Annotated in this window: 15 protein-coding genes; 10 read left to right on the top strand and 5 right to left on the bottom strand. The window is 63.8% G+C overall.

Translation table 11 applies throughout. The features are described 5' to 3' along the window. Positions 1 to 59: 59 nt before the first annotated feature. Positions 60 to 761, top strand: coding sequence for a GntR family transcriptional regulator (locus tag ABDB81_RS17390; RefSeq protein ID WP_346812401.1), 702 nt, complete (start codon positions 60 to 62; stop codon positions 759 to 761). An 11-nt stretch (positions 762 to 772) separates the two neighbouring features. Here ABDB81_RS17390 and ABDB81_RS17385 read toward each other — a convergent pair whose 3' ends face one another. Beyond that, on the bottom strand, positions 773 to 1,759 hold the full coding sequence (locus ABDB81_RS17385; RefSeq protein WP_346812399.1) for a tripartite tricarboxylate transporter substrate binding protein: 987 nt from the start codon (positions 1,757 to 1,759) through the stop codon (positions 773 to 775). Between the two features lie 36 nt (positions 1,760 to 1,795). Continuing rightward, positions 1,796 to 2,986 (bottom strand): CoA transferase, encoded by a 1,191-nt coding sequence (locus tag ABDB81_RS17380; RefSeq protein WP_346812397.1) that lies wholly within the window; start codon positions 2,984 to 2,986, stop codon positions 1,796 to 1,798. Positions 2,987 to 3,188: 202 nt separating this feature from the next. On the opposite strand from ABDB81_RS17380, the gene ABDB81_RS17375 reads away from it, so the two are divergent. From ABDB81_RS17375 to ABDB81_RS17360, 4 genes are read left to right on the top strand one after another with little or no spacing between them, the layout of a single operon-like run. Beyond that, positions 3,189 to 4,169 (top strand): quinone oxidoreductase, encoded by a 981-nt coding sequence (locus tag ABDB81_RS17375; RefSeq protein ID WP_346812395.1) that lies wholly within the window; start codon positions 3,189 to 3,191, stop codon positions 4,167 to 4,169. Positions 4,170 to 4,188: 19 nt separating this feature from the next. Beyond that, complete coding sequence (locus tag ABDB81_RS17370; protein ID WP_346812394.1) at positions 4,189 to 4,929, top strand: glutathione S-transferase family protein; 741 nt, start codon at positions 4,189 to 4,191, stop codon at positions 4,927 to 4,929. A gap of 32 nt (positions 4,930 to 4,961) precedes the next feature. Next, positions 4,962 to 5,720 (top strand): enoyl-CoA hydratase/isomerase family protein, encoded by a 759-nt coding sequence (locus tag ABDB81_RS17365; protein WP_160472641.1) that lies wholly within the window; start codon positions 4,962 to 4,964, stop codon positions 5,718 to 5,720. Between the two features lie 30 nt (positions 5,721 to 5,750). Then, positions 5,751 to 7,388, top strand: a complete 1,638-nt coding sequence (locus ABDB81_RS17360; RefSeq protein ID WP_346812391.1) for a carboxylesterase family protein — start codon at positions 5,751 to 5,753, stop codon at positions 7,386 to 7,388. A 15-nt stretch (positions 7,389 to 7,403) separates the two neighbouring features. On the opposite strand, the gene ABDB81_RS17355 is transcribed toward ABDB81_RS17360, so the two are convergent. Further along, the gene (locus ABDB81_RS17355) at positions 7,404 to 11,537 is read right to left on the bottom strand and encodes a chemotaxis protein CheB (RefSeq protein WP_346812390.1); all 4,134 of its coding nucleotides are present in this window, start codon (positions 11,535 to 11,537) and stop codon (positions 7,404 to 7,406) included. A 336-nt stretch (positions 11,538 to 11,873) separates the two neighbouring features. On the opposite strand from ABDB81_RS17355, the gene ABDB81_RS17350 reads away from it, so the two are divergent. The 4 genes from ABDB81_RS17350 to ABDB81_RS17335 all read left to right on the top strand — a co-directional run bounded on the left by ABDB81_RS17350 (position 11,874) and on the right by ABDB81_RS17335 (position 14,960). Beyond that, the gene (locus tag ABDB81_RS17350) at positions 11,874 to 12,338 is read left to right on the top strand and encodes a hemerythrin domain-containing protein (protein ID WP_137924846.1); all 465 of its coding nucleotides are present in this window, start codon (positions 11,874 to 11,876) and stop codon (positions 12,336 to 12,338) included. A 203-nt stretch (positions 12,339 to 12,541) separates the two neighbouring features. Further along, positions 12,542 to 12,886 (top strand): HdeA/HdeB family chaperone, encoded by a 345-nt coding sequence (locus ABDB81_RS17345; protein ID WP_160472644.1) that lies wholly within the window; start codon positions 12,542 to 12,544, stop codon positions 12,884 to 12,886. Positions 12,887 to 13,012: 126 nt separating this feature from the next. Continuing rightward, positions 13,013 to 13,921, top strand: a complete 909-nt coding sequence (locus tag ABDB81_RS17340; protein ID WP_160472645.1) for an AraC family transcriptional regulator — start codon at positions 13,013 to 13,015, stop codon at positions 13,919 to 13,921. Between the two features lie 148 nt (positions 13,922 to 14,069). Then, positions 14,070 to 14,960, top strand: coding sequence for an ATP-binding protein (locus tag ABDB81_RS17335; protein WP_160472646.1), 891 nt, complete (start codon positions 14,070 to 14,072; stop codon positions 14,958 to 14,960). 17 nt (positions 14,961 to 14,977) lie between these two features. On the opposite strand, the gene ABDB81_RS17330 is transcribed toward ABDB81_RS17335, so the two are convergent. Together ABDB81_RS17330 and ABDB81_RS17325 are read right to left on the bottom strand one after the other, a co-directional pair. Continuing rightward, on the bottom strand, positions 14,978 to 15,499 hold the full coding sequence (locus ABDB81_RS17330; protein ID WP_137924850.1) for a DsbA family protein: 522 nt from the start codon (positions 15,497 to 15,499) through the stop codon (positions 14,978 to 14,980). Next, positions 15,496 to 16,002 (bottom strand): redoxin domain-containing protein, encoded by a 507-nt coding sequence (locus ABDB81_RS17325; protein ID WP_346812386.1) that lies wholly within the window; start codon positions 16,000 to 16,002, stop codon positions 15,496 to 15,498. Before ABDB81_RS17325 ends, ABDB81_RS17330 begins: the two co-directional genes overlap by 4 nt. Before the next feature lie 285 nt (positions 16,003 to 16,287). Here ABDB81_RS17325 and ABDB81_RS17320 point away from each other — a divergent pair, with 285 nt between their 5' ends. Then, complete coding sequence (locus tag ABDB81_RS17320; protein ID WP_346812385.1) at positions 16,288 to 17,871, top strand: ATP-binding protein; 1,584 nt, start codon at positions 16,288 to 16,290, stop codon at positions 17,869 to 17,871. The last annotated feature ends 16 nt before the right edge of the window (positions 17,872 to 17,887 follow it).

Below are 17,887 nucleotides of genomic sequence, written 5' to 3'. Positions count from 1 at the left end.
AAAGCGAAACGCCCGTAGTAATATGCTCGGCATTGCATCCTGTGTCCTTCCCCACCCACATGCCAGAAGAAAAGAAGAGCCTGTCCGAAACCATCCGCACCGCCATCGAGCAGGACATTCTCTCGGGCAAGCTGCCCAGCGGCAGTCAGTTGGAAGAACAACAGCTTCTGGCACGTTTCAATGTCTCGCGCACGCCCGTGCGCGAGGCGCTGATCCAGTTGGAGTCTGCTGGGCTGGTCGATCTGGTGCCGCGCCAGGGCGCAATCGTCAAGTCGATCTCGTTGCGCGAGTACGTTGCCATGAGCGAGATCCTCGTGCAACTCGAAGCCCTCGCGGCGAGGCTCGCTGCGCGGCGTATGTCTGCGGCGCAGCGTCAACAGATGCAGGATGCCTACGAAGCCTGCAAGCGCGCGGCGGAAACTGCGGATTCGGATGCCTATCGCACCGCAAACGACCTGTTTCATCGCGTGATCTACGAAGCCAGTTGCAACGACATCCTGTCGCGCCAGATCCGCACGATGCGCGCACGCATGCGCGGGATGCGCGATCTGCGTTTCCAGAAGCCTGCGCGTATCCTGGCATCGCTTGAGGAACACGGACACGTGATGCGCGCCATTCTCGAAGGCAGCGAAGAGGCGGCAGGCGACGCGATGATCCGGCACATCGCCACGGGCGGCGACGTCTATGCGGACATGATCGCCTCGATGCCCGCCGAGGCCGACACGCGCAAGCGCACGCGCGGCTCCTCCGATACCGAGTAAATCCGTGCAGCTTAGTTGAGCTTCACGCCAGCCTGAACGAGCCGCTCCAGCGCGTTCTTGCCATCGGCGGCGGCCCATTTGCCGAACTCTGCCGGCGATGGGGACAACGACACCTCGCTGCCATTGCCAGCCAGCTTCGCGCGGATCTGCGGATCTGCCATCACCTTCGTCGTCGCGGCAAAGATCCGGTCCCGGATCGCCGGAGGCAAACCCGCAGGGCCATAGAGCCCGAACCAGAACGTGAAGTTGAAACCGGGCAAACCCGACTCCGCCAGCGATGGCAATCCGGGCGCCACCTCCGACGGCTTGGGCGTGGTCACGCCAATCATCTTGATCATGCCTTGCGTGCCCATCGGCAGGACCGAGGCCGCAGTGCCAAACGACAACTGAACCTCTCCTGCAGCAACCGCTTGCAGCGCCGGCGCGCCGCCCTTGTATGGCACGTGCGTCATCGGCACGCCGGTGGCCCTCTCGAACTGCAAGCCTGCCACGTGGGGAGATCCACCGATGCCCGACGACGAATAGTTGAACGCGCCGGGCTTGGTGCGCGCCTTGGCAATGAGTCCCTTCAGGTCCGAGACCCCAAGATTCCGATTGACCGCGAGGATCAGCGGCGAAACCGTCAGTCGAGTGATCGGCGTAAAGGCATCGCTCTTGTAGCGAGCGTTAAAGAGATGCTGGTCGATGCCATACAACGTGGCGGTCGCCAGGCCAAGCGTATAGCCGTCCGGCGCGGCGCCTGCCAGCGCCACAGAGGCCAGCGTACTGCTGGCGCCCGGCTTGTTCTCCACGACGATGGGCTGCCCCAGTTCCTTCGTTAGCGCCTCGCCCAACACGCGTGCCACCACATCCGCCGCGCCTGCGGGCGTATAGCCGACCAGCAGCCGGATCGGCCGGTTCGGGTAGTCATCGGCACGCGCGGCAAGCGGCGCCATCCCTGCGGCGATGCTGGCCGATACCACCAGCGCAGCGCGCATCTTCAACAGTCTTCTTGTCATGTGTTGTTGTCTCCTCGGTTCGCGGATCGGTCCGCGTCAGACCGCGACGTTGCTCTCGCGTAGCCTTTCGATGGTCGTGTCGTCCAAACCCAGCGATCGCAATATGTCGTGCGTATGCTGGCCAGGATCCGGCGCGGCACTGTCGAACTGCTCGGGATGCGGCGCTGCCGACAGGTTGATCGGAGAACGCAGCAAGGACAGCGATCCCAATAACGGATGCTCTGCAGGGCGCGTCATGCCCAGATGCCGCACCTGCGGATCTTCGAATGCCTCACCGATATCCAGCACCGGCCCGCACGGCACACCGGCCGCATTCAACCGCGTGGTGAGTTCGTTCACGGAGAACCCGGCGATGCATCGCTCGATGCCCGCCTCCACGCGCTCCCGATGTTCGATGCGCCCCGCTGCCGTATGCAGTGCGGTATCGGCAAGCAGCCAGTCGGCATTCAGCGCCTCACAGAAATTGCTCCACATCCGATCCGTGCTGGCCGCGATGTTCACCACGCCATCCTGGCAACGATAAGTGCCCATGGGGACAAGCGTGGGATGTGCGTTGCCCTGCTGCGTCGGCACGACGCGCTCCACCGTATAGCGCGCGCCCTGGAAATCGAGCTTGTTCAGCATGGCTTCGATCAGCGAGGTATGCACCCATTGCCCGCGTCCGGTACGCTCGCGATGCAGCAGCGCCAGCAGGATGCCCTGCCCCAGAAACATGCCCGCCGTGGTATCCGATATCGCTATCCCCACGCGCACCGGCCCCTGCCCCGGCATACCCGTCACCGAACTGAGCCCGCACATGCCCTGGACGATCTGATCGAGCCCCGGCCGCTCGCAATACGGGCCGTCCTGCCCGAACCCCGAGATGCTCGCCAGGATGATGCGCGGATTGATCGCGCTGAGCGCCTCGTACGTCAGCCCCAGCCGCTCCTTGACCACGGCGCGGAAGTTCTCCACCACGATGTCGGCCTTCGCCACGAGCGACTGGAAGATCTCGCGCCCTTCCGGCGTCTTGAGGTCCAGGCAGAGGCTGCGCTTGTTGCGGTGAAGGTTCTGCTCATCCGACCCGCGCCTGCGTCCAGTCACCGAACCGCGATCGCGCAGCGGCGGCGGTTCGATACGTATGACATCGGCGCCCCAATCCGCCAGCAGACGGACGGCGACCGGACCGGCTCGGGCGATGGACAGGTCGAGGACCGTGGTGCCGGATAAAGGAAGTTCTGTGCGCATCGGTGGAACTCATCCTGTGACAATCGACGCAAAAGTATACGGATAACACTCATATGAATACGTATACGGACTTACCATGATGCGAATTCGCCGCCTTTGCTCTACGATGGCAGCGCTTTCCCGGTTCCATGCATCGATTTATCCGCACCGTTCCGCATGTTTCCGGCCGCCCCAAGAACAAGTCCAAGCATGGATTCTCCGTATGCAGACACTGGCATTCCGTATAGCGAAACACGGCGAACCTGACGTACTGGAACGCTGCACGGTCACCGTCGATGCCCCTGGCCCCGGTGAAATCCAGATCGCGCAGGCAGCTATCGGCCTGAACTTCGCCGATATCTATCAGCGCCGGGGCGCGCACGGGCCGCACAGCGCCACGCCTTTTCCGGTCACGCTGGGTTCGGTTGGCGCGGGAACGGTCACGACAATCGGGTCAGGGGTTGACGGGTTTCAGGTGGGGCAGCGCGTGGCCTATATGTATCCCGGCGCGTATCAGGTCGTCCGCAATGTGCCGGCGGATCGTGTCGTCGCACTGCCTGACGATATTCCGCTCGACGTAGCGGGTGCCACGCTGCTGCGCGGCCTCACCGCCGAATACCTGCTGCGGCGGCTCTACGTGGTGAAGCCCGGCGATGTCGTGCTGGTGCATGCCGCAGCCGGTGGCATGGGTGTTCTGCTCTCGCAATGGGCGCGCTCGTTGGGCGCCACGGTGATCGGCACGGTGGGCAGCGAGGCCAAACGCCAGGTCGCCTTGGATCACGGCTGCCATCACGTGATCGACTACCGGAATACGGACTTCGCCAGTGAAGTGCTGAAGCTGACCGATGGCAAGGGCGTGGCGGTGGTCTACGACGCTGTGGGCAAGGACGTCTTCCTGCCCTCGCTCCAGTGTCTGCAGCCATGCGGCATGGCCATCAACTACGGCACCGCGTCCGGCGATGTCGAGGCATTCGATCTGCAACGCCTGCACGCCAGGTCGCTGATCGTGGCGCGGCCCACGCTGCGAACCTTCATTGCCGATGCGGCATCGCTCAGGCGCGCGGCACAGGTGCTGTTCGATGCGGTGACCACCGGGGCGCTACGGCTTGAAGTGGGCCAACGATTCGCATTCGACGATGTGCGGATTGCACACGAGATGCTGGAGAGCCGCCGCACCATCGGCTCGACCGTACTGATTCCTTGATCACGACAGGACGCCACATATGAAGCTATTCCATGGATGGCTGTCCAGTGCCTCGCGTCGCGTACGGTTGTGTCTCGCAGAAAAGGGCATCGCCTACGAGAGCGTGCCGGTGGATCTCGCCGCGCAGGAACACCACTCTCCCGCGTTTCTCGCCATGAATCCGAATGGTGTGGTACCCGCGCTGGTCCTCGACGATGGCCGCTTTCTCTACGAGAGTTCCACCATCTGCGAATACCTCGACGAGACATTCCCGACGCCCTCGCTACGTCCCGCAGACGCTTATGTCCGCGCGCAGATGCGCAACTTCGTGCGCTGGACCGACGACCACGCACTGCCCCACCTGTTGATCCTCAACTGGAGCCTGGCGCTGCAACCGGTGGCCTCGCAATGGAGCGACGATGCGCTGGCCACGCGGCTGGCGAGAATCCCGACGGCATCGCGGCGCGAAGCCTGGCTGCGCATCGCCCGCAAGCCCTACACCGACGACGAGAAGCGCCAGGCACTGGAAAGCCTGCTGGCGTTGATGCCCAAGATGGAGACGTCGCTGGTCAACCACCCCTGGCTAATGGGCGACGACTACTCGCTCGCAGACATCGCCGCCGTGCCTTTTGTGGCGCGCATCGCCGAACTTGCACCGCAGGCGCTGACACCTGCTGTCTCGGACTGGTGGCGGCGCATCCAGGATCGCCCCGCCTTCGCGCTGGCCAACATCCACAGCTTCAACGCCGCCCTGCAGGCACGCAGCGCGATGGTGCAGTGAGGCATGACCCATCACTTCTGACAGGACCGCTTATGCAAAACGAAGGCTCGCTGCCCACGCTCGACATCGAAGGCCACATTGCCACGCTGACGTTGCGCCGTCCCGATGTTGCCAACCGGCTGGGCCCGGACGATCTTGAGGCGCTGCACCAGCACGTACAGACCGTCAATCAAAGCGAAGCGCGCGTCCTGCGACTGCGCAGCACCGGCAAGTACTTCTGCAGCGGCTTCGATATCGGCAAGCTCGCCGCCGGCCAACGCGGCGTCGGATTCGAACCGCTGGTGAATGCGGTCGAAGACTGCCGCGCCGTCACCATCGCGGAAATCCAGGGCGGCGTATACGGGGGCGGCACCGACCTCTCACTCGCCTGCGACTTCCGGATCGGCACACATGCCACGGAGATGTTCATGCCCGCGGCGCGGCTGGGCCTGCATTTCTACGAACGCGGCATGCGCCGCTACGTCACGCGACTCGGGCTGAACCATGCGAAACGGCTGTTCCTGACCGCCGAGCGCATTCAAGCCTCGGACATGCTGGCATGCGGCTTCCTGACCGAGCTGGTCGCGCAGGACGCCCTGCAGGCGCACGTGGATACGCTGAGCGACACCATCGCCGATCTCGCGCCGCTGGCCGTCCAAGGCATGAAGCGGCATCTGAATGCCATCGCCTGCGGTACGCTCGATGCGGAGGCACTGGCCAACGACATCCGCAGGTCCACCCAGTCGGAGGATATTCGCGAGGGTGCCATGGCGTGGAAAGAAAAGCGGCGCCCGAACTTCCTGGGCCGGTAATCGCAAAGAACAAAAAAACAAGGAGACAACATGGGCAATCAGGGACCCACTTTCACGCGTCGCCAGTGGCTCGCCACTGCAGGCGCACTCGCCGCTACCACGACTCTTCCTACCTCCGCACAGGGGTTGGATGAAAGCTCGGTGTTCTCGATCGTCGAGACCGCCGACGGCAAGGTGCGCGGGCTGAAGTCGGGCGGCATCCACGTATTCAAGGGCGTGCGATACGGTGCGGATACGTCTGGAGCCAACCGCTTCCAGCCGCCGCAGCCGGTATCGCAGTGGACCGGCGTGCGCGACGCCACCGCCTACGGCAACTACGCTCCGCAAATGCCTGCGGATCGTCGGATCGCCTACGCGGACCTGATCGCCTACGACCTGCAGCCCGGTGGCATGGGCGAAGACTGCCTTGTCCTGAATCTCTGGACGCCCTCGCCTTCCTCATCTGCAAAGCGCCCGGTGCTTGTGCATCTGCATGGCGGCGGCTTCTATGCGGGGTCGGGCAATTCGCCGCAGTTCGATGGCGAGAAGATGGCGCGCTTTGGCGATGCAGTCTTCATCACGGTCAATCATCGTCTCGGCGCCTTCGGCTATCTCAATCTGGCCGAAGTGGGCGGCGAGCGTTACGCGCAATCCGGTGCAACGGGCATGCTCGATATCGTGGCGGCGCTGCGATGGATACGCGAAAACGTCAGCGCGTTCGGCGGCGATCCATCGCGCGTACTTGTCTTCGGCCAGTCAGGTGGCGGTCTGAAAACCAGCACGCTGATGGCCATGCCTTCCGCGCAGGGCCTGTTTCATCGTGCGGGCGTCATGAGCGGCTCGGGCATTCACACGATGACGGCTGCGCAATCCGCCACCATCGCCGAGAAGTATCTCGGTGCGCTGCAGATCGGCAAGTCATCGCTCGATCGCCTCCACACCCTGCCCTTCCAGCAATTGCTGGCCGCGCAGATACTCTTCGAGAAGGCCGACCGCGCCAAGGGTGAAGCCCCGCGTGCGTTCTCGCCCGTGGTGGATGGCGTGGCCATTCCCCGCCATCCCTTCGATCCCGATGCGCCCGCCATCTCGTCGTCGGTGCCGATGATCATCAGCACCACGCTCGATGAGCGCGCATACCGGCAGATCAACTTCGATCTCGATGACGCAGGATTGCTGAAGTTCGCGCAAGCCCGCGTCGGTGAAGACGCCGCGCGCCTGCTGAAGATGTATCGCGACGAAGACCCGCACGCCACGCCATTCGTGCTGCAAGCACGCCTCGACACGGACATGACATTCCGACGCGGTGCGCAATTGCAGGCCGACCGCAAGGCAACCCTCGCCACGAAGGGCGGCGCCCCGGTGTGGACCTACCTGTGGAAAACGCCCAGCCCCGCATACGGCGGCCGCTATGGCGCCCCGCACGGCGTGGATATCGGCCCAAGCCTGCACGACATCCGCATGGGCCTGAACGGTCCCAGCGAGACGAACCTTCGCATGGCCGATCAACTCGCCAGCGCATGGGTGCAGTTCGCTGCAACCGGCGATCCGAACAACGCGCGCACGCCGCAATGGCCCGCCTATACGACGGCAAAGCGGAGCACGCTCGTGTTCGACAAGGATGCCGCGCACACACAGGCACAGGACGATCCACGGCGCGCGTTCAGGGAGTATTGGGCAAGGCAGATGTAGGCCCCGCCCCCCAGCTCATCGCGACTTCCCTGCCCCCCGCCGCCGGACGATGACTTCGGCAAGTGCCTGCAGGTTGAACGGCTTGGCCAGGCAGGCATCGCAGCCTGCCTCCCGCGCCAGGGGTTCTTCCTGCGGCACGGGTCGGCCGGTGACCGCAACTATCGGAATGTCAGCACAACGGGGGAGCCGTCGCAATTGCCTGACAAGCGAATAGCCGTCCATGTCGGGCAGATCCACGTCCGTGACCACCAGATCGAAAACCGATTCGTTCGCGATTTTCTCCGCCTGGGTGGCGTTGGGCACACCCGTGACGCGCGCTTCGTACAGCGCAAACAGGTCCGACATCGCCTGCAACGAGTCCTCGTGATCCTCCACCAGCAAGACACGCAGGTTGGCGAACAGGGAAAGGTCGGCCGGCCTGTCGCCTGCCTGTCGATGGGCGAAGGACGCGTCCGTAGGCAGCCATACCGCGAAGCGCGTCCCCTGCCCTCTGCCATCCGAGAATACCTCGGCGCGTCCGCCATGCAGTTCCGCAAGCTGACGTACCAGCGACAGGCCAATGCCGAGACCATGGGTCCGCGCACGTGAGGTCACGTCGCGCGCCTGCTGGAACATGTCGAAGACGGTGCCGAGCGATTCACTGGCGATACCCACGCCGGTATCGATAACCTCCAGGCTGATCGCCACGGCCGTACGCTGCAGCCGGATGACCACCTTGCCGCCAGCCGGCGTGAACTTCAACGCATTGGTGACCAGGTTCCACGTGATCTGTTCGAGCCGGACGCGGTCGCCGTGGATGATGAATGGCTCGGGTGGTGCATCGACTTCCAGTACGATGCCCGCCCGGGTGAAATCCGCCTGCACGGCTTCCACGATGGCCTGCACGACGCCTCGCATATCGATGGGTGCAAAGCGCAGCGTGAGCTTGCCGGTCTGGATGCGCGAGAAATCCAGCAGGTCGTCGATGATCTGCGCCTGGGTCAGCACGGATTTCTGGATCGAGTCCGACACCTCCTGCACACGCCGGATATGCTGCGCCTCCGGAATGCGGGCCAGCATTTCCGCCTTCATATGAATCAGGTTCAGCGGGTTCTTGAGTTCGTGCGACAGGATCGCGATGAACTCGTCCTTCAGGCGACTGAGCTTGCGAACTTCGGAGTGGTCGGCGCGCTCCTGCGCCAGCACCATGTCCTTCTGCCCTTCCATCAGCTTGCGCCGGGTGGCGTCGTGGACGATCTTCGTGAAACCGGAGAAGCCCGGTACGTCGATGCGGCTCAGGAAGCCGCTGCAGAACACCGGCTCGCCACTCTTGGTGGCGTGCCAGCGTTCGTCTTCGGCGCGCCCGTTGGTCCGCGCCTTGTTCCGTTCGTGCAACGGCATGTCCGCCGCGACATCCTCGGCCGTGAAGATGGCATCGAGCGGCTTGCCCAGCATCTCTTCGGAGCGGAACCCGAAGATGCGCGTGGCACCCACGTTCCAGCTCACGATCATGCCCTGATCGTCCAGCAGGATGATGGCGAAGTCGTGCGTCTCCTGCGCGGCCAGCTTCAATTTTTCCTCACTGACGCGCGCGGCATTCTGCGCGGCCTTCTGCTCGGAAATGTCGATCAGCGCCAGCACCGCGCCGTCGATGCGGTCGTCATCGGTGCGGTACGGAATGACGCGGGCGAGGAAGGTCCGGCCATCCTTGCTGCGCACTTCCTTCTCGGCTTTCTTGAGGGATTCGAACGCGGCCCGCAGGTCCTCGACCATGTCGGGGTAATCGAGCCGGTGCGTCAGATGCTGCAGCGGCCGGCCACGGTCTCCGGGCAGGATGTTGAACAGCGTCTCCGCCGGCGACGTATTGCGCTTGATGTTGAGCGTACGGTCGACGAACACCGTTGCCACGCCCACTAGTGCAATCAGGTTCTGCAAGTCGTCGCTGACGCGGGCGGCTTCCTGCACCTTGGCGAGCAACTCGGAGTTGACGGTCACAAGCTCCTCGTTGAGCGATTGCAGTTCCTCGCGGCTCGCTTCCAGTTCCTCGGTGGCGGAGCGCAACTCCTCGTTCATCGCCTGCAGCTCTTCGTTCGACGCGCGGAGCTCTTCCGTGGAGTTCTGCACATCCTCCAGCGACGTGCGCAGGCGAGCCTCGCTGCCATCGAGTGCCTGCCGCAGGGTATCCATGGTCTCCTCGCCTGCTGGGTCCTCGGCCGCCGATTCGCCCTCGGGCAGCGGCGTCAGGATGTCGCAGGTAATCGAGATCAGGTCTTCGTCCCGCGCCCGATCGCGGTAGACGCGGAATGACAGGTCGACCATCGCCTCGCCGGACGCCGTGGCCATGGGCACAGCGCTCTCGTCGCGCCGCCCCCGCACGCCGGTGCAATGCCGGATGGCCGCGCGGATTCGGGCGTGCGCATCTTCCCGGATGATGTCGAAGAGGTTAACCGCCCGCGCATGCTGCGGATCGGCCGTCAGCCGGATGGCATTGGCCGACCGGTGAACGATGGTGCCGTCCGTGTGGATCACGATGATGGGTGGCCCGAACAGTTCCAGCGATCGCGCCTGGCCCGGCGGCGTGGCAGCCATCTGTTTCACATCGATTGGCATGGAGAAATACGTTTGGCCGCCCCCGGAATAGGTATGCGCCTGCAGGCTGGCATACGTGGCCAGCCCCGAGCTCACCGCGCCGGGTTGCGCCCGATAGATGCGCTTGTGCTTGAGCACCGGGGTGAAAAGCTCCTGGGCGAAATCCGCGGATTCCGCCGTGCCGAGGAACAGCAGGCCGTTGGGCCGCAGCGAAAAATGAAACGCCTCCAGGACCTGGGTCTGCGCGCGGCGGTCCAGGTAGATCAGCAGATTGCGGCACGACACGAGATCGACGCGCGAGAAAGGGGGATCGTGCAGCAGGTTGTGCGCCGCGAAAATCACCGTGTCGCGCAGCGACTTCACCAGGCGATAGCGGTCGCCTTCCTTGTTGAAATACTGTGCCAGCCGCGCCTCCGGAATGTCGTTGGCAATCGCGGCCGGATAGCTGGCGGCGCGTGCGATGGCGATGGCATGCTCGTCCACATCGCTGGCATAGACCGTGATGCGCGGCCGATGGGGCAGGCGTCGTGCGAATTCGTCCAGGATGATGGCGACGGAGAAGGCCTCCTCCCCGGTGGCGCAGGCGGGCACCCAGGCGCGTATCTCTTCCCGGTCGTGGAGCCTGCGCAGCAGCTCCTTGCGCAGGGTGTCCTCCAGCGCGTCGAAGGCTTCCGCATCTCGGAAGAAGTTCGTCACCCCAATCAGCAAGTCGGCCAGCAGCTTCGAGGTTTCCTCGGGCATCGCGACGAGGTACTGCCGATACTCCTGCACCGTCTGCTGCCCGTTGACCTGCATGCGGCGCTCAATCCGCCGCAGGATCGTCCCGCGCTTGTAGTTCGAGAAATCGTGACGGGTGCGCGACCGCAGCGTATCGAGGATGTCGTCCACCGCCTTGTCCGACGAGGGCGACAACTGGGACTCTTCGGTGTCGTCGTCCGCAGCGTCGGACGGCGAAGGCAAATCGATGGCGGCGGCATTTCTCGCCAGTTCCAGCAGGCGCGGCACGATCTCCATGACCGGCAACACCAGATCCACATCCCCCGTGGCGATGGCATTGCGCGGCATTTCAGCGTACTCGGCTTCGGCGGGGTCCTGGGCGATGGTGATGCCGCCCCGCTCGCGCACCCGCGCGATGCCAACGGACCCATCGGCGCCGGAGCCGGACAGCAGGACGGCTACCGCTCGGTCCCCATGGGCATCGGCCAGGCTCCGAAAGAACACGTCGATGCTGGTGGGCGGCAGACGTGGCGGTTCGGGATCGGTCAGGCGCAGATACCCGTCCACCATCGAGAGCAGCTTGCCAGGGGGAATGACGTAGACGTTTTCCTTTTCCAGCGGCACCGAATGGGCCACCTGACGCACGCGCAGATTGGTGACGTTCTGGATGACGTCGTGCGCGTGGCTCGTGTGATCCGGCGACAGATGCAACACCACCACGAACGCCGCGCCCGTGGACGAGGGCGTGGACTCGAACAGTTGCAGAAGCGCCGGCACGCCCCCAGCGGAGGCGCCAATCCCGACCACCGGAAAGTCAGGGCCGGAATGTTTGCGACCGATTGCGCTGCTGCTGGCTATTGCCATGATGTCTCCGAGCCCTCTGCGGCGCAGTACGGCGCCGCGCGATACGTTCTGCTGCCTGATTGGCGATGACGAGAGACATTCCCTCCGGAAGCACGGAGCGCCACCACGCCAAACGCCAGGATGCGCGGCGGATTCTAGCCTATTCCAGATCACATGCGGGCGTGGGTATGCCGCGAACCGGACGGGCAGCACCCGTCCGCCATGCCCTCATGCTCCGCCTTTTTCGCGCCATTGGCAAAGGTATGGAATTTGCGTCGCTCGCATGCCTTCGATCCCCATCCCATGGCGGACACGGCAAGCAGCGTACTTGATGCAAATTCCCCACGGAGAACCGACATGGACAAGTCAAAAGTACCAGTCGAACAACGCCAGGCCATCGGCCTGCTGATGGACGACCATCGCGCCGTCAAGAAACTGTTCAAGCAGTTCGAAGCGGCATCCGGCCTGGCCGAGAAGCGATCCATCGCCCAGGAAACCTGCCAGCAACTGACAGTCCACGCGCAGATCGAGGAGGAGATTTTCTATCCCGCCCTGCGCGGCGCCTCAGACAAGCTCGACGACATGCTCGATGAAGCCAAGGTCGAACATGGCGTTGCCAAGGACCTGATCGCCGCCATCGAGCAGGATGACGCGGAGATGCTGGAGGCCAACTACAAGGTGTTGACGGAATACGTGGGACACCATGTGGAAGAAGAGGAAGGCGAACTCTTTCCTGCGGTGATCAAGGCAAAGATCGACTTGCGCGACGTTGCCACGCAGCTTGAATCCCGCAAGATGGAGTTGCTTGGGCAGCCGGCCTGATGGTTGGTGTGTGCGGTGGCCCTGGGAGTCTGATTTCAACTCCCAGGGCCGGCCCCAAGGCGCCCCACCGTCTACACCCTTGCCATTCCGTCTTTCCGGAATCGATAGTGCATCCTTGAAAGGGCCTCTCAAAGAACTTCCCTACCATCGCTCTCGACCGTGATGACCCTGTCATGGCAATCACACACCAATCTGGAGCGATCATGAAACTGTCCACCCTTTCCGTAGCGCTGGCATTCCTCGCCGTACCCCTGATCTCCTCCGCAGCCACTAGCGATGCAAAGACCGACGCAAAAACCGTGAAGCCGTTCAAGATGTCCTGCGAGGACTTCCTGTCGGTGAGCGAAGCCTACAAGCCGGCAGTTGTCTACTGGGTAGCCAGTGTCGACAAGCACGGCGTTCGCGAGAACGACGAGATCGTGGTGGATGAACCGCAGATCGTGGACAAGCTCGTAGACGAGTGCAAGAAGACGCCGAAGCAGAACTTCGCCAGCAAGGTGAAGTCGTGGGTCAAGCAACGCGTCCTGTGGGTCGAGAGCAAGGTCTGACAGGCACCGGGGGCGATGTCCGCCGCCCCCGATCGTGGCAGCCGCGCGCTTCTGTGCTTAAATGCCGGCTGTTAGCGCCCGACTGCCACGCCCCTGTTTCTCCCAGCGTCGGGCCTCGATATCATCATGGCCGACACCGACACCACCTGGCAATACTCCGAGCACATGCACGCCGACGTCACGCAGACGATCGTCAGCCGTGCCCTGCCGTACTCGCCAGTCGGTATCACCCGCGTCAACACCAACCGGCGCCACTCCGGCTTGACGGACCCGTACGAACGGGAATCCGCTTACCTCGTCATTCTTCAACTGCAGCCGTTCGGAGAGCAGGAACTGTGGCTCGCGGGCAAACCCGCGCCGCACGTACCTTATGGCGCGGGCTGGCTGGCCATCTACGACCTTGAGCGCAACTGGTCGGCCAACCTGATCGGCGAGTATGACTGCATGCAGTTCTATATCCCACAGGCCGCACTGACCGAAACCGCCAAGGATCTGGGTATCCGCGCCGTGCAACACCTGCATTGCCCGCCGCATCTTGCCGTGGCCGACCCCGTGGTCCACCACCTGAGCCTGGCGCTGCTTCCCGCGCTGGCGCATCCCGACCACGCCTCGGCGTTGTTCGTCGACCACATGGCGCTGGCGCTGCGCGCTCATCTTGTGCAGCACTACAGCGGCGTGCAAGTGCCATCGCGCCGCGTGCAGGCCGGGCTGGCCCCGTGGCAGGAGGAACGCGCCAAGGCACTGATCATGGCGCACCTCGACGGTGAAGTCCTGCTGGAAACCCTGGCGGAAGCCTGCGGCGTCTCGCGTGCGCACTTCGCCAAAGCCTTTCGTACGAGCGTGGGCATGCCGCCGCATCGCTGGATGGTGTTGCAGCGGATCGAACGCGCGCAGCACTACCTGCACCACACCCAATTGCCGCTTGGCGAAATCGCCCAACTGTGCGGCTTTGCCGATCAGAGCCATTTCACACGGACCTTCGGCCGGGTGGTCGGTGCCAATCCGCGCGAATGGCGCCGACAGAAGCGACATTGACGCGAGATTGACCCGTCAATGGCACCTCGCGTGCGGCACATTGCGGGGACCAAGCACACGTTTGTACAAAAGCGGCACAGCGGTTCTATCCACTGGCGGCATCGGCTCGTAAAGTCCAGCATGCCACTGGATTCAAAGGACTTGCCGCATGATCGCCGCCGAACACTCTTACCCCGCCGCGCGCCGTGATGCCCCTTCGCCCACCTCGGAGGCGGTTCAACTGGTGCGCGACATGGCGCAGGCATTCGAGCAGCGCATCCTGGCGGCCGAAGCCGCATCCTGTGGCAATGCTGACGCCCTGCATACCATGCGGCATTGGGAATCCCATCTCGTCCACCTGTCGCGCGTGTCCACGCTCGGCACGCTGGCCGCATCCATCGCCCATGAAATCCGCCAGCCGCTGACCACGATCCAGGTGGAAACGTATGCGATCCAGCGCTGGATGCACCGCGAGATCCCGAATCTGGCGGAGATCGACGAAGGGGTGCGCCGTATCCAGGGAGAGTCCGAACGCGCCGAACGCGTGATACGCAGCCTGCGCGCACTGATGCGTTGCGAACCCGCTTCCAGCCAGCCGTTTGCCATCGGCACGGCCATTGCCGATGTCCTGCCCCTGATCGAAGCGGCGCTCCAGGAGGCCAACATCGCCACCGAGATCGACATCGAGGCCGGCTTGCCCCTGATCCAGGGAGATCGTGTCCAGATCCAGCAGGTCGTGCTGAACCTGCTGCTCAATGCCATGGACGCCGTGCGCCATTGCCCGCAAGGCACGGCCGCGCTGCGGCTGTCGGCGCGGCGGCATGGCGTCTGCCAGGTGGTCATCGCGATCACCGACAACGGCAAAGGCATCGTACCGGCGGATCTGGAACGCGTCTTCACGCCCTTCTTCAGTACGCGGGCGGACGGCATGGGAGTGGGACTGGCCATCTGCCGGCTGATCGCGGAGGCCCACGGCGGCAACATCCATGCAACGAGCCAGCCCGGCCACACCACGATCACGATGCATCTGCCTGCCATCCGCGAAGCGGCAAATAGCTGACAGATGCTTCTCTTTGCCTATCGCAGCAACCGCTTCATCGCGTTCAGCAGCGATGCGGTGTCCGGTTCCCCGTCATATCGTGTGCCATTCAGGAACAGCGTAGGGGTGCCATTGACGCCGCTGTGCATGCCGCCACGGAAATCGGCTTCCACCTTGCTCTCGAAGTCGCCGGCGAATGCCCGCTGCGTCAGGGCGTCGGGCACGCCCAGGTCGCGCGCATAGCGCAGCAGATCCTCGTCTTCCAGTGCGGACTGGTTCTCGTAGAGCCGGTCGTGCATCGCCCAGAACTTGCCAGCCTGCCCCGCCGCCTCGCTCACCAGCGCCGCGGCACCGGCATGCGGATGCATGTCCACAAGCGGAAAATGCCGGAAGACTACCGCCAGGCGGGGCCCTAGCGCCTGCTGCAGATTCTTGATGACGAGATACATGCGCCCGCAGTACGGGCATTCGAAATCGCCATACTCGACCATGACGATGGGCGCATCCGCTGCACCCTGGATGTGGTCGGCGGGACCGACGGGAACCGTGAGGCGGGTCATGACAACTCCTTGTCCAGTGTCTGCGTATCCGATTGCAATTGACCGAGGGCGGCGAGCACCCCATCGACGCCGGGATTGATCGCCAGCGGCGACACATAGCTCCAGCGAATCATGCCGTCGCCGTCGATCACGAACAGGGCGCGTTCCGATGTGCCATCCGTCTCGCGATAGACGCCAAAAGCTCGCGCCACGCCACCCTTCGGCTCGAAATCGGCCAGCAGCGGGAAGTGCAGTTTTTTCTGGTCGGCGAAAGCGACGTGACTCCATACGCTGTCTACCGAGATGCCAAGCAGCACGGCGCCATGGGACGCAATCTCATGGCGGGCCGCATTGAACAGGCTCATTTCATCGCCACAGACCGGACTCCAGTCCGCCGGATAGAAAGCGATCACGACGGGGCGGCCCCGTAGCTCATGCAGCGACACCGTCTGGTCGGGCGTGGCATGCAGGCGGAAATCGGGCGCCTGCTCCCCTTGCTTGAGACATGCGGCTGGTAGCGCCATGGGAAGCTCCTTCATGAGGCGGTGCGAGTGGAATGACGACGCGTGGCGTGTGTCGCGCAACGCCGCGTCCGTCGCCTCATTGTTATCGACCCGCCGAAGCCGGGTTGGCTCGTCCGCCCGACGGTTTTCGTATGCGAACGACTTCGCGCCGTGTGTGGCAGCGTGCCACTACGACAAAGGTCGTAGTCCCATAGGCCCAAGCTCGCAGGTATAGTTGCGGGTCCCGTTGTCGTTCCCTCGTGTAGCCCCCGTCGTGTAGTCCCCTTACACCCTGTCAGCCCGAAGATGGAAAATCTGGATCTGGAGGCGACCATCGCCTGGACCCATGCAATTGGGTCCAACCTGAACGTGGAAGGGGTCGTGCGATCCTTTCTGCTGGCCGCCATGCAACGGTTTCGGGCACGGCAAGTGGGCATGTTCTTCTGCGACCCCGTTGGCGGACATTTCCTGCCGGAAGCCCGCATCTTGTCGGCAAACGGACCGGAGCGGCTCCCCATTGGGGCCGACCGCCTCCCGCTGGCCTTGGCAAGCGACGTCCTCCAGACCACGCAAGGCTCGCCGCAGGTGGCTGTTCCCACCAATTCCTCGGTGGTTTGCCTGCCTGCCGAAACCGCCGGCAATGTCGTGGCGATTGTGTTTGTCGATCGACCCAACGCACTGACACCGGCGGAGCAAGCCGAATTCCGTTTCCTCGCCTCGCTCGCTGCCACGTCGCTGCACAATGCCCGGGTCCACGAGGCGGCAGCGCGGCAATCGCATGTCCGCGAGGTGCTCAACACCAACATTCTCGGCATCGTCGTCTGGGAGCGCGGCGGCAGGATTCTGGAAGCCAACGAAGCCTTCATGAAGATCGTCGGCTATGCTGGCCATGAGAGTTCGCTGCCGGCTTCGCTGGATGCCTTGACGCCCGAGGAATGGAAGCCGGTCATTCGCAATCGGGAAGCACAGTTCAGCGGCGGTGGCGTGCTTCCCCCCCTGGAACGCGAGTTCTTCCGCCGCGATGGCAGCCGCGCGCCGGTGCTGGTGACCGCTACGCGTCTCGATGAGGAATCGCTGCAACGCGTGACCTTCGTGCTGGACCTTTCGGAAAGAAGGCGAGCGGAAGAGGATCTTGAAAACGCCCGGGCCGAACTTGCCCACGTCTCCAAGGTCACCGCACTGACCGCGCTCGCAGGGTCGATCGCGCACGAGATCAACCAGCCGCTCATGGCCATCGTGGCGTATGGCAGCGCGGCCATCCGCTGGCTGAACAAGGAAACGCCCAATGTCGATGAAGCGCGCGACTCCATCGAGCGTCTGGTGCTGGAAGGCCACCGCGCCGGCGCCATCATCCTGGGCATCCTCCCCCTCTTGAAGAAGCACGCGGAGAGAACGGAGCCGCTGGACCTGAATGCCCTCGTGAAAACCACGGTCCAGATCTTCCAGCCCGATGCCGTGCGGTCGAAAGTCCGCATCCAGCTCGACCTCGCCGCACAGCTTCCGCAGATCGTCGGCGACAAGCTGCAGCTCCAGCAGTTGATCGGCAACCTGGTGGTGAATGGGCTGGAGGCCATGGCGGGCCTGACGCCCGACGCAAGGTTGCTTTCCATTTGCTCCGCGCAGCGGGGAGACTGGGTGGAGGTTTCCGTTCGCGATTCCGGCAAGGGGCTGGGCGCGGAAGCCACGGAGCGCATCTTCGAGCCGCTTTTCACCACCAAGGAGGAAGGACTCGGCATGGGGCTGAGCGTCTGCAAGCTGATTGTCGAGGCGCACGCCGGGCGACTGTGGGTCAGTCGCGACGAAGCCGGCCACACTGCTTTCCGGTTTGCCTTGCCGGTCATGTCGCCGCTGCATTTGCCCCCGATGACCGATACGGCATCGACGAAATAAGCGGGCATTCCCAAAG

This window comes from Cupriavidus sp. DL-D2, assembly GCF_039710735.1.
Taxonomy (GTDB): Bacteria; Pseudomonadota; Gammaproteobacteria; order Burkholderiales; family Burkholderiaceae; genus Cupriavidus.
Note: the sequence above shows the minus strand (reverse complement) of the source record. Positions and strands in the feature narration are given on the sequence as shown.

Coding starts and splice junctions, on each gene's coding strand:
- ABDB81_RS17390 (WP_346812401.1), top strand. CDS start 60: ATGCCAGAAGAAAAGAAGAGCCTGTCCGAAACCATCCGCACCGCCATC.
- ABDB81_RS17385 (WP_346812399.1), bottom strand. CDS start 1,759: ATGACAAGAAGACTGTTGAAGATGCGCGCTGCGCTGGTGGTATCGGCC.
- ABDB81_RS17380 (WP_346812397.1), bottom strand. CDS start 2,986: ATGCGCACAGAACTTCCTTTATCCGGCACCACGGTCCTCGACCTGTCC.
- ABDB81_RS17375 (WP_346812395.1), top strand. CDS start 3,189: ATGCAGACACTGGCATTCCGTATAGCGAAACACGGCGAACCTGACGTA.
- ABDB81_RS17370 (WP_346812394.1), top strand. CDS start 4,189: ATGAAGCTATTCCATGGATGGCTGTCCAGTGCCTCGCGTCGCGTACGG.
- ABDB81_RS17365 (WP_160472641.1), top strand. CDS start 4,962: ATGCAAAACGAAGGCTCGCTGCCCACGCTCGACATCGAAGGCCACATT.
- ABDB81_RS17360 (WP_346812391.1), top strand. CDS start 5,751: ATGGGCAATCAGGGACCCACTTTCACGCGTCGCCAGTGGCTCGCCACT.
- ABDB81_RS17355 (WP_346812390.1), bottom strand. CDS start 11,537: ATGGCAATAGCCAGCAGCAGCGCAATCGGTCGCAAACATTCCGGCCCT.
- ABDB81_RS17350 (WP_137924846.1), top strand. CDS start 11,874: ATGGACAAGTCAAAAGTACCAGTCGAACAACGCCAGGCCATCGGCCTG.
- ABDB81_RS17345 (WP_160472644.1), top strand. CDS start 12,542: ATGAAACTGTCCACCCTTTCCGTAGCGCTGGCATTCCTCGCCGTACCC.
- ABDB81_RS17340 (WP_160472645.1), top strand. CDS start 13,013: ATGGCCGACACCGACACCACCTGGCAATACTCCGAGCACATGCACGCC.
- ABDB81_RS17335 (WP_160472646.1), top strand. CDS start 14,070: ATGATCGCCGCCGAACACTCTTACCCCGCCGCGCGCCGTGATGCCCCT.
- ABDB81_RS17330 (WP_137924850.1), bottom strand. CDS start 15,499: ATGACCCGCCTCACGGTTCCCGTCGGTCCCGCCGACCACATCCAGGGT.
- ABDB81_RS17325 (WP_346812386.1), bottom strand. CDS start 16,002: ATGGCGCTACCAGCCGCATGTCTCAAGCAAGGGGAGCAGGCGCCCGAT.
- ABDB81_RS17320 (WP_346812385.1), top strand. CDS start 16,288: ATGGAAAATCTGGATCTGGAGGCGACCATCGCCTGGACCCATGCAATT.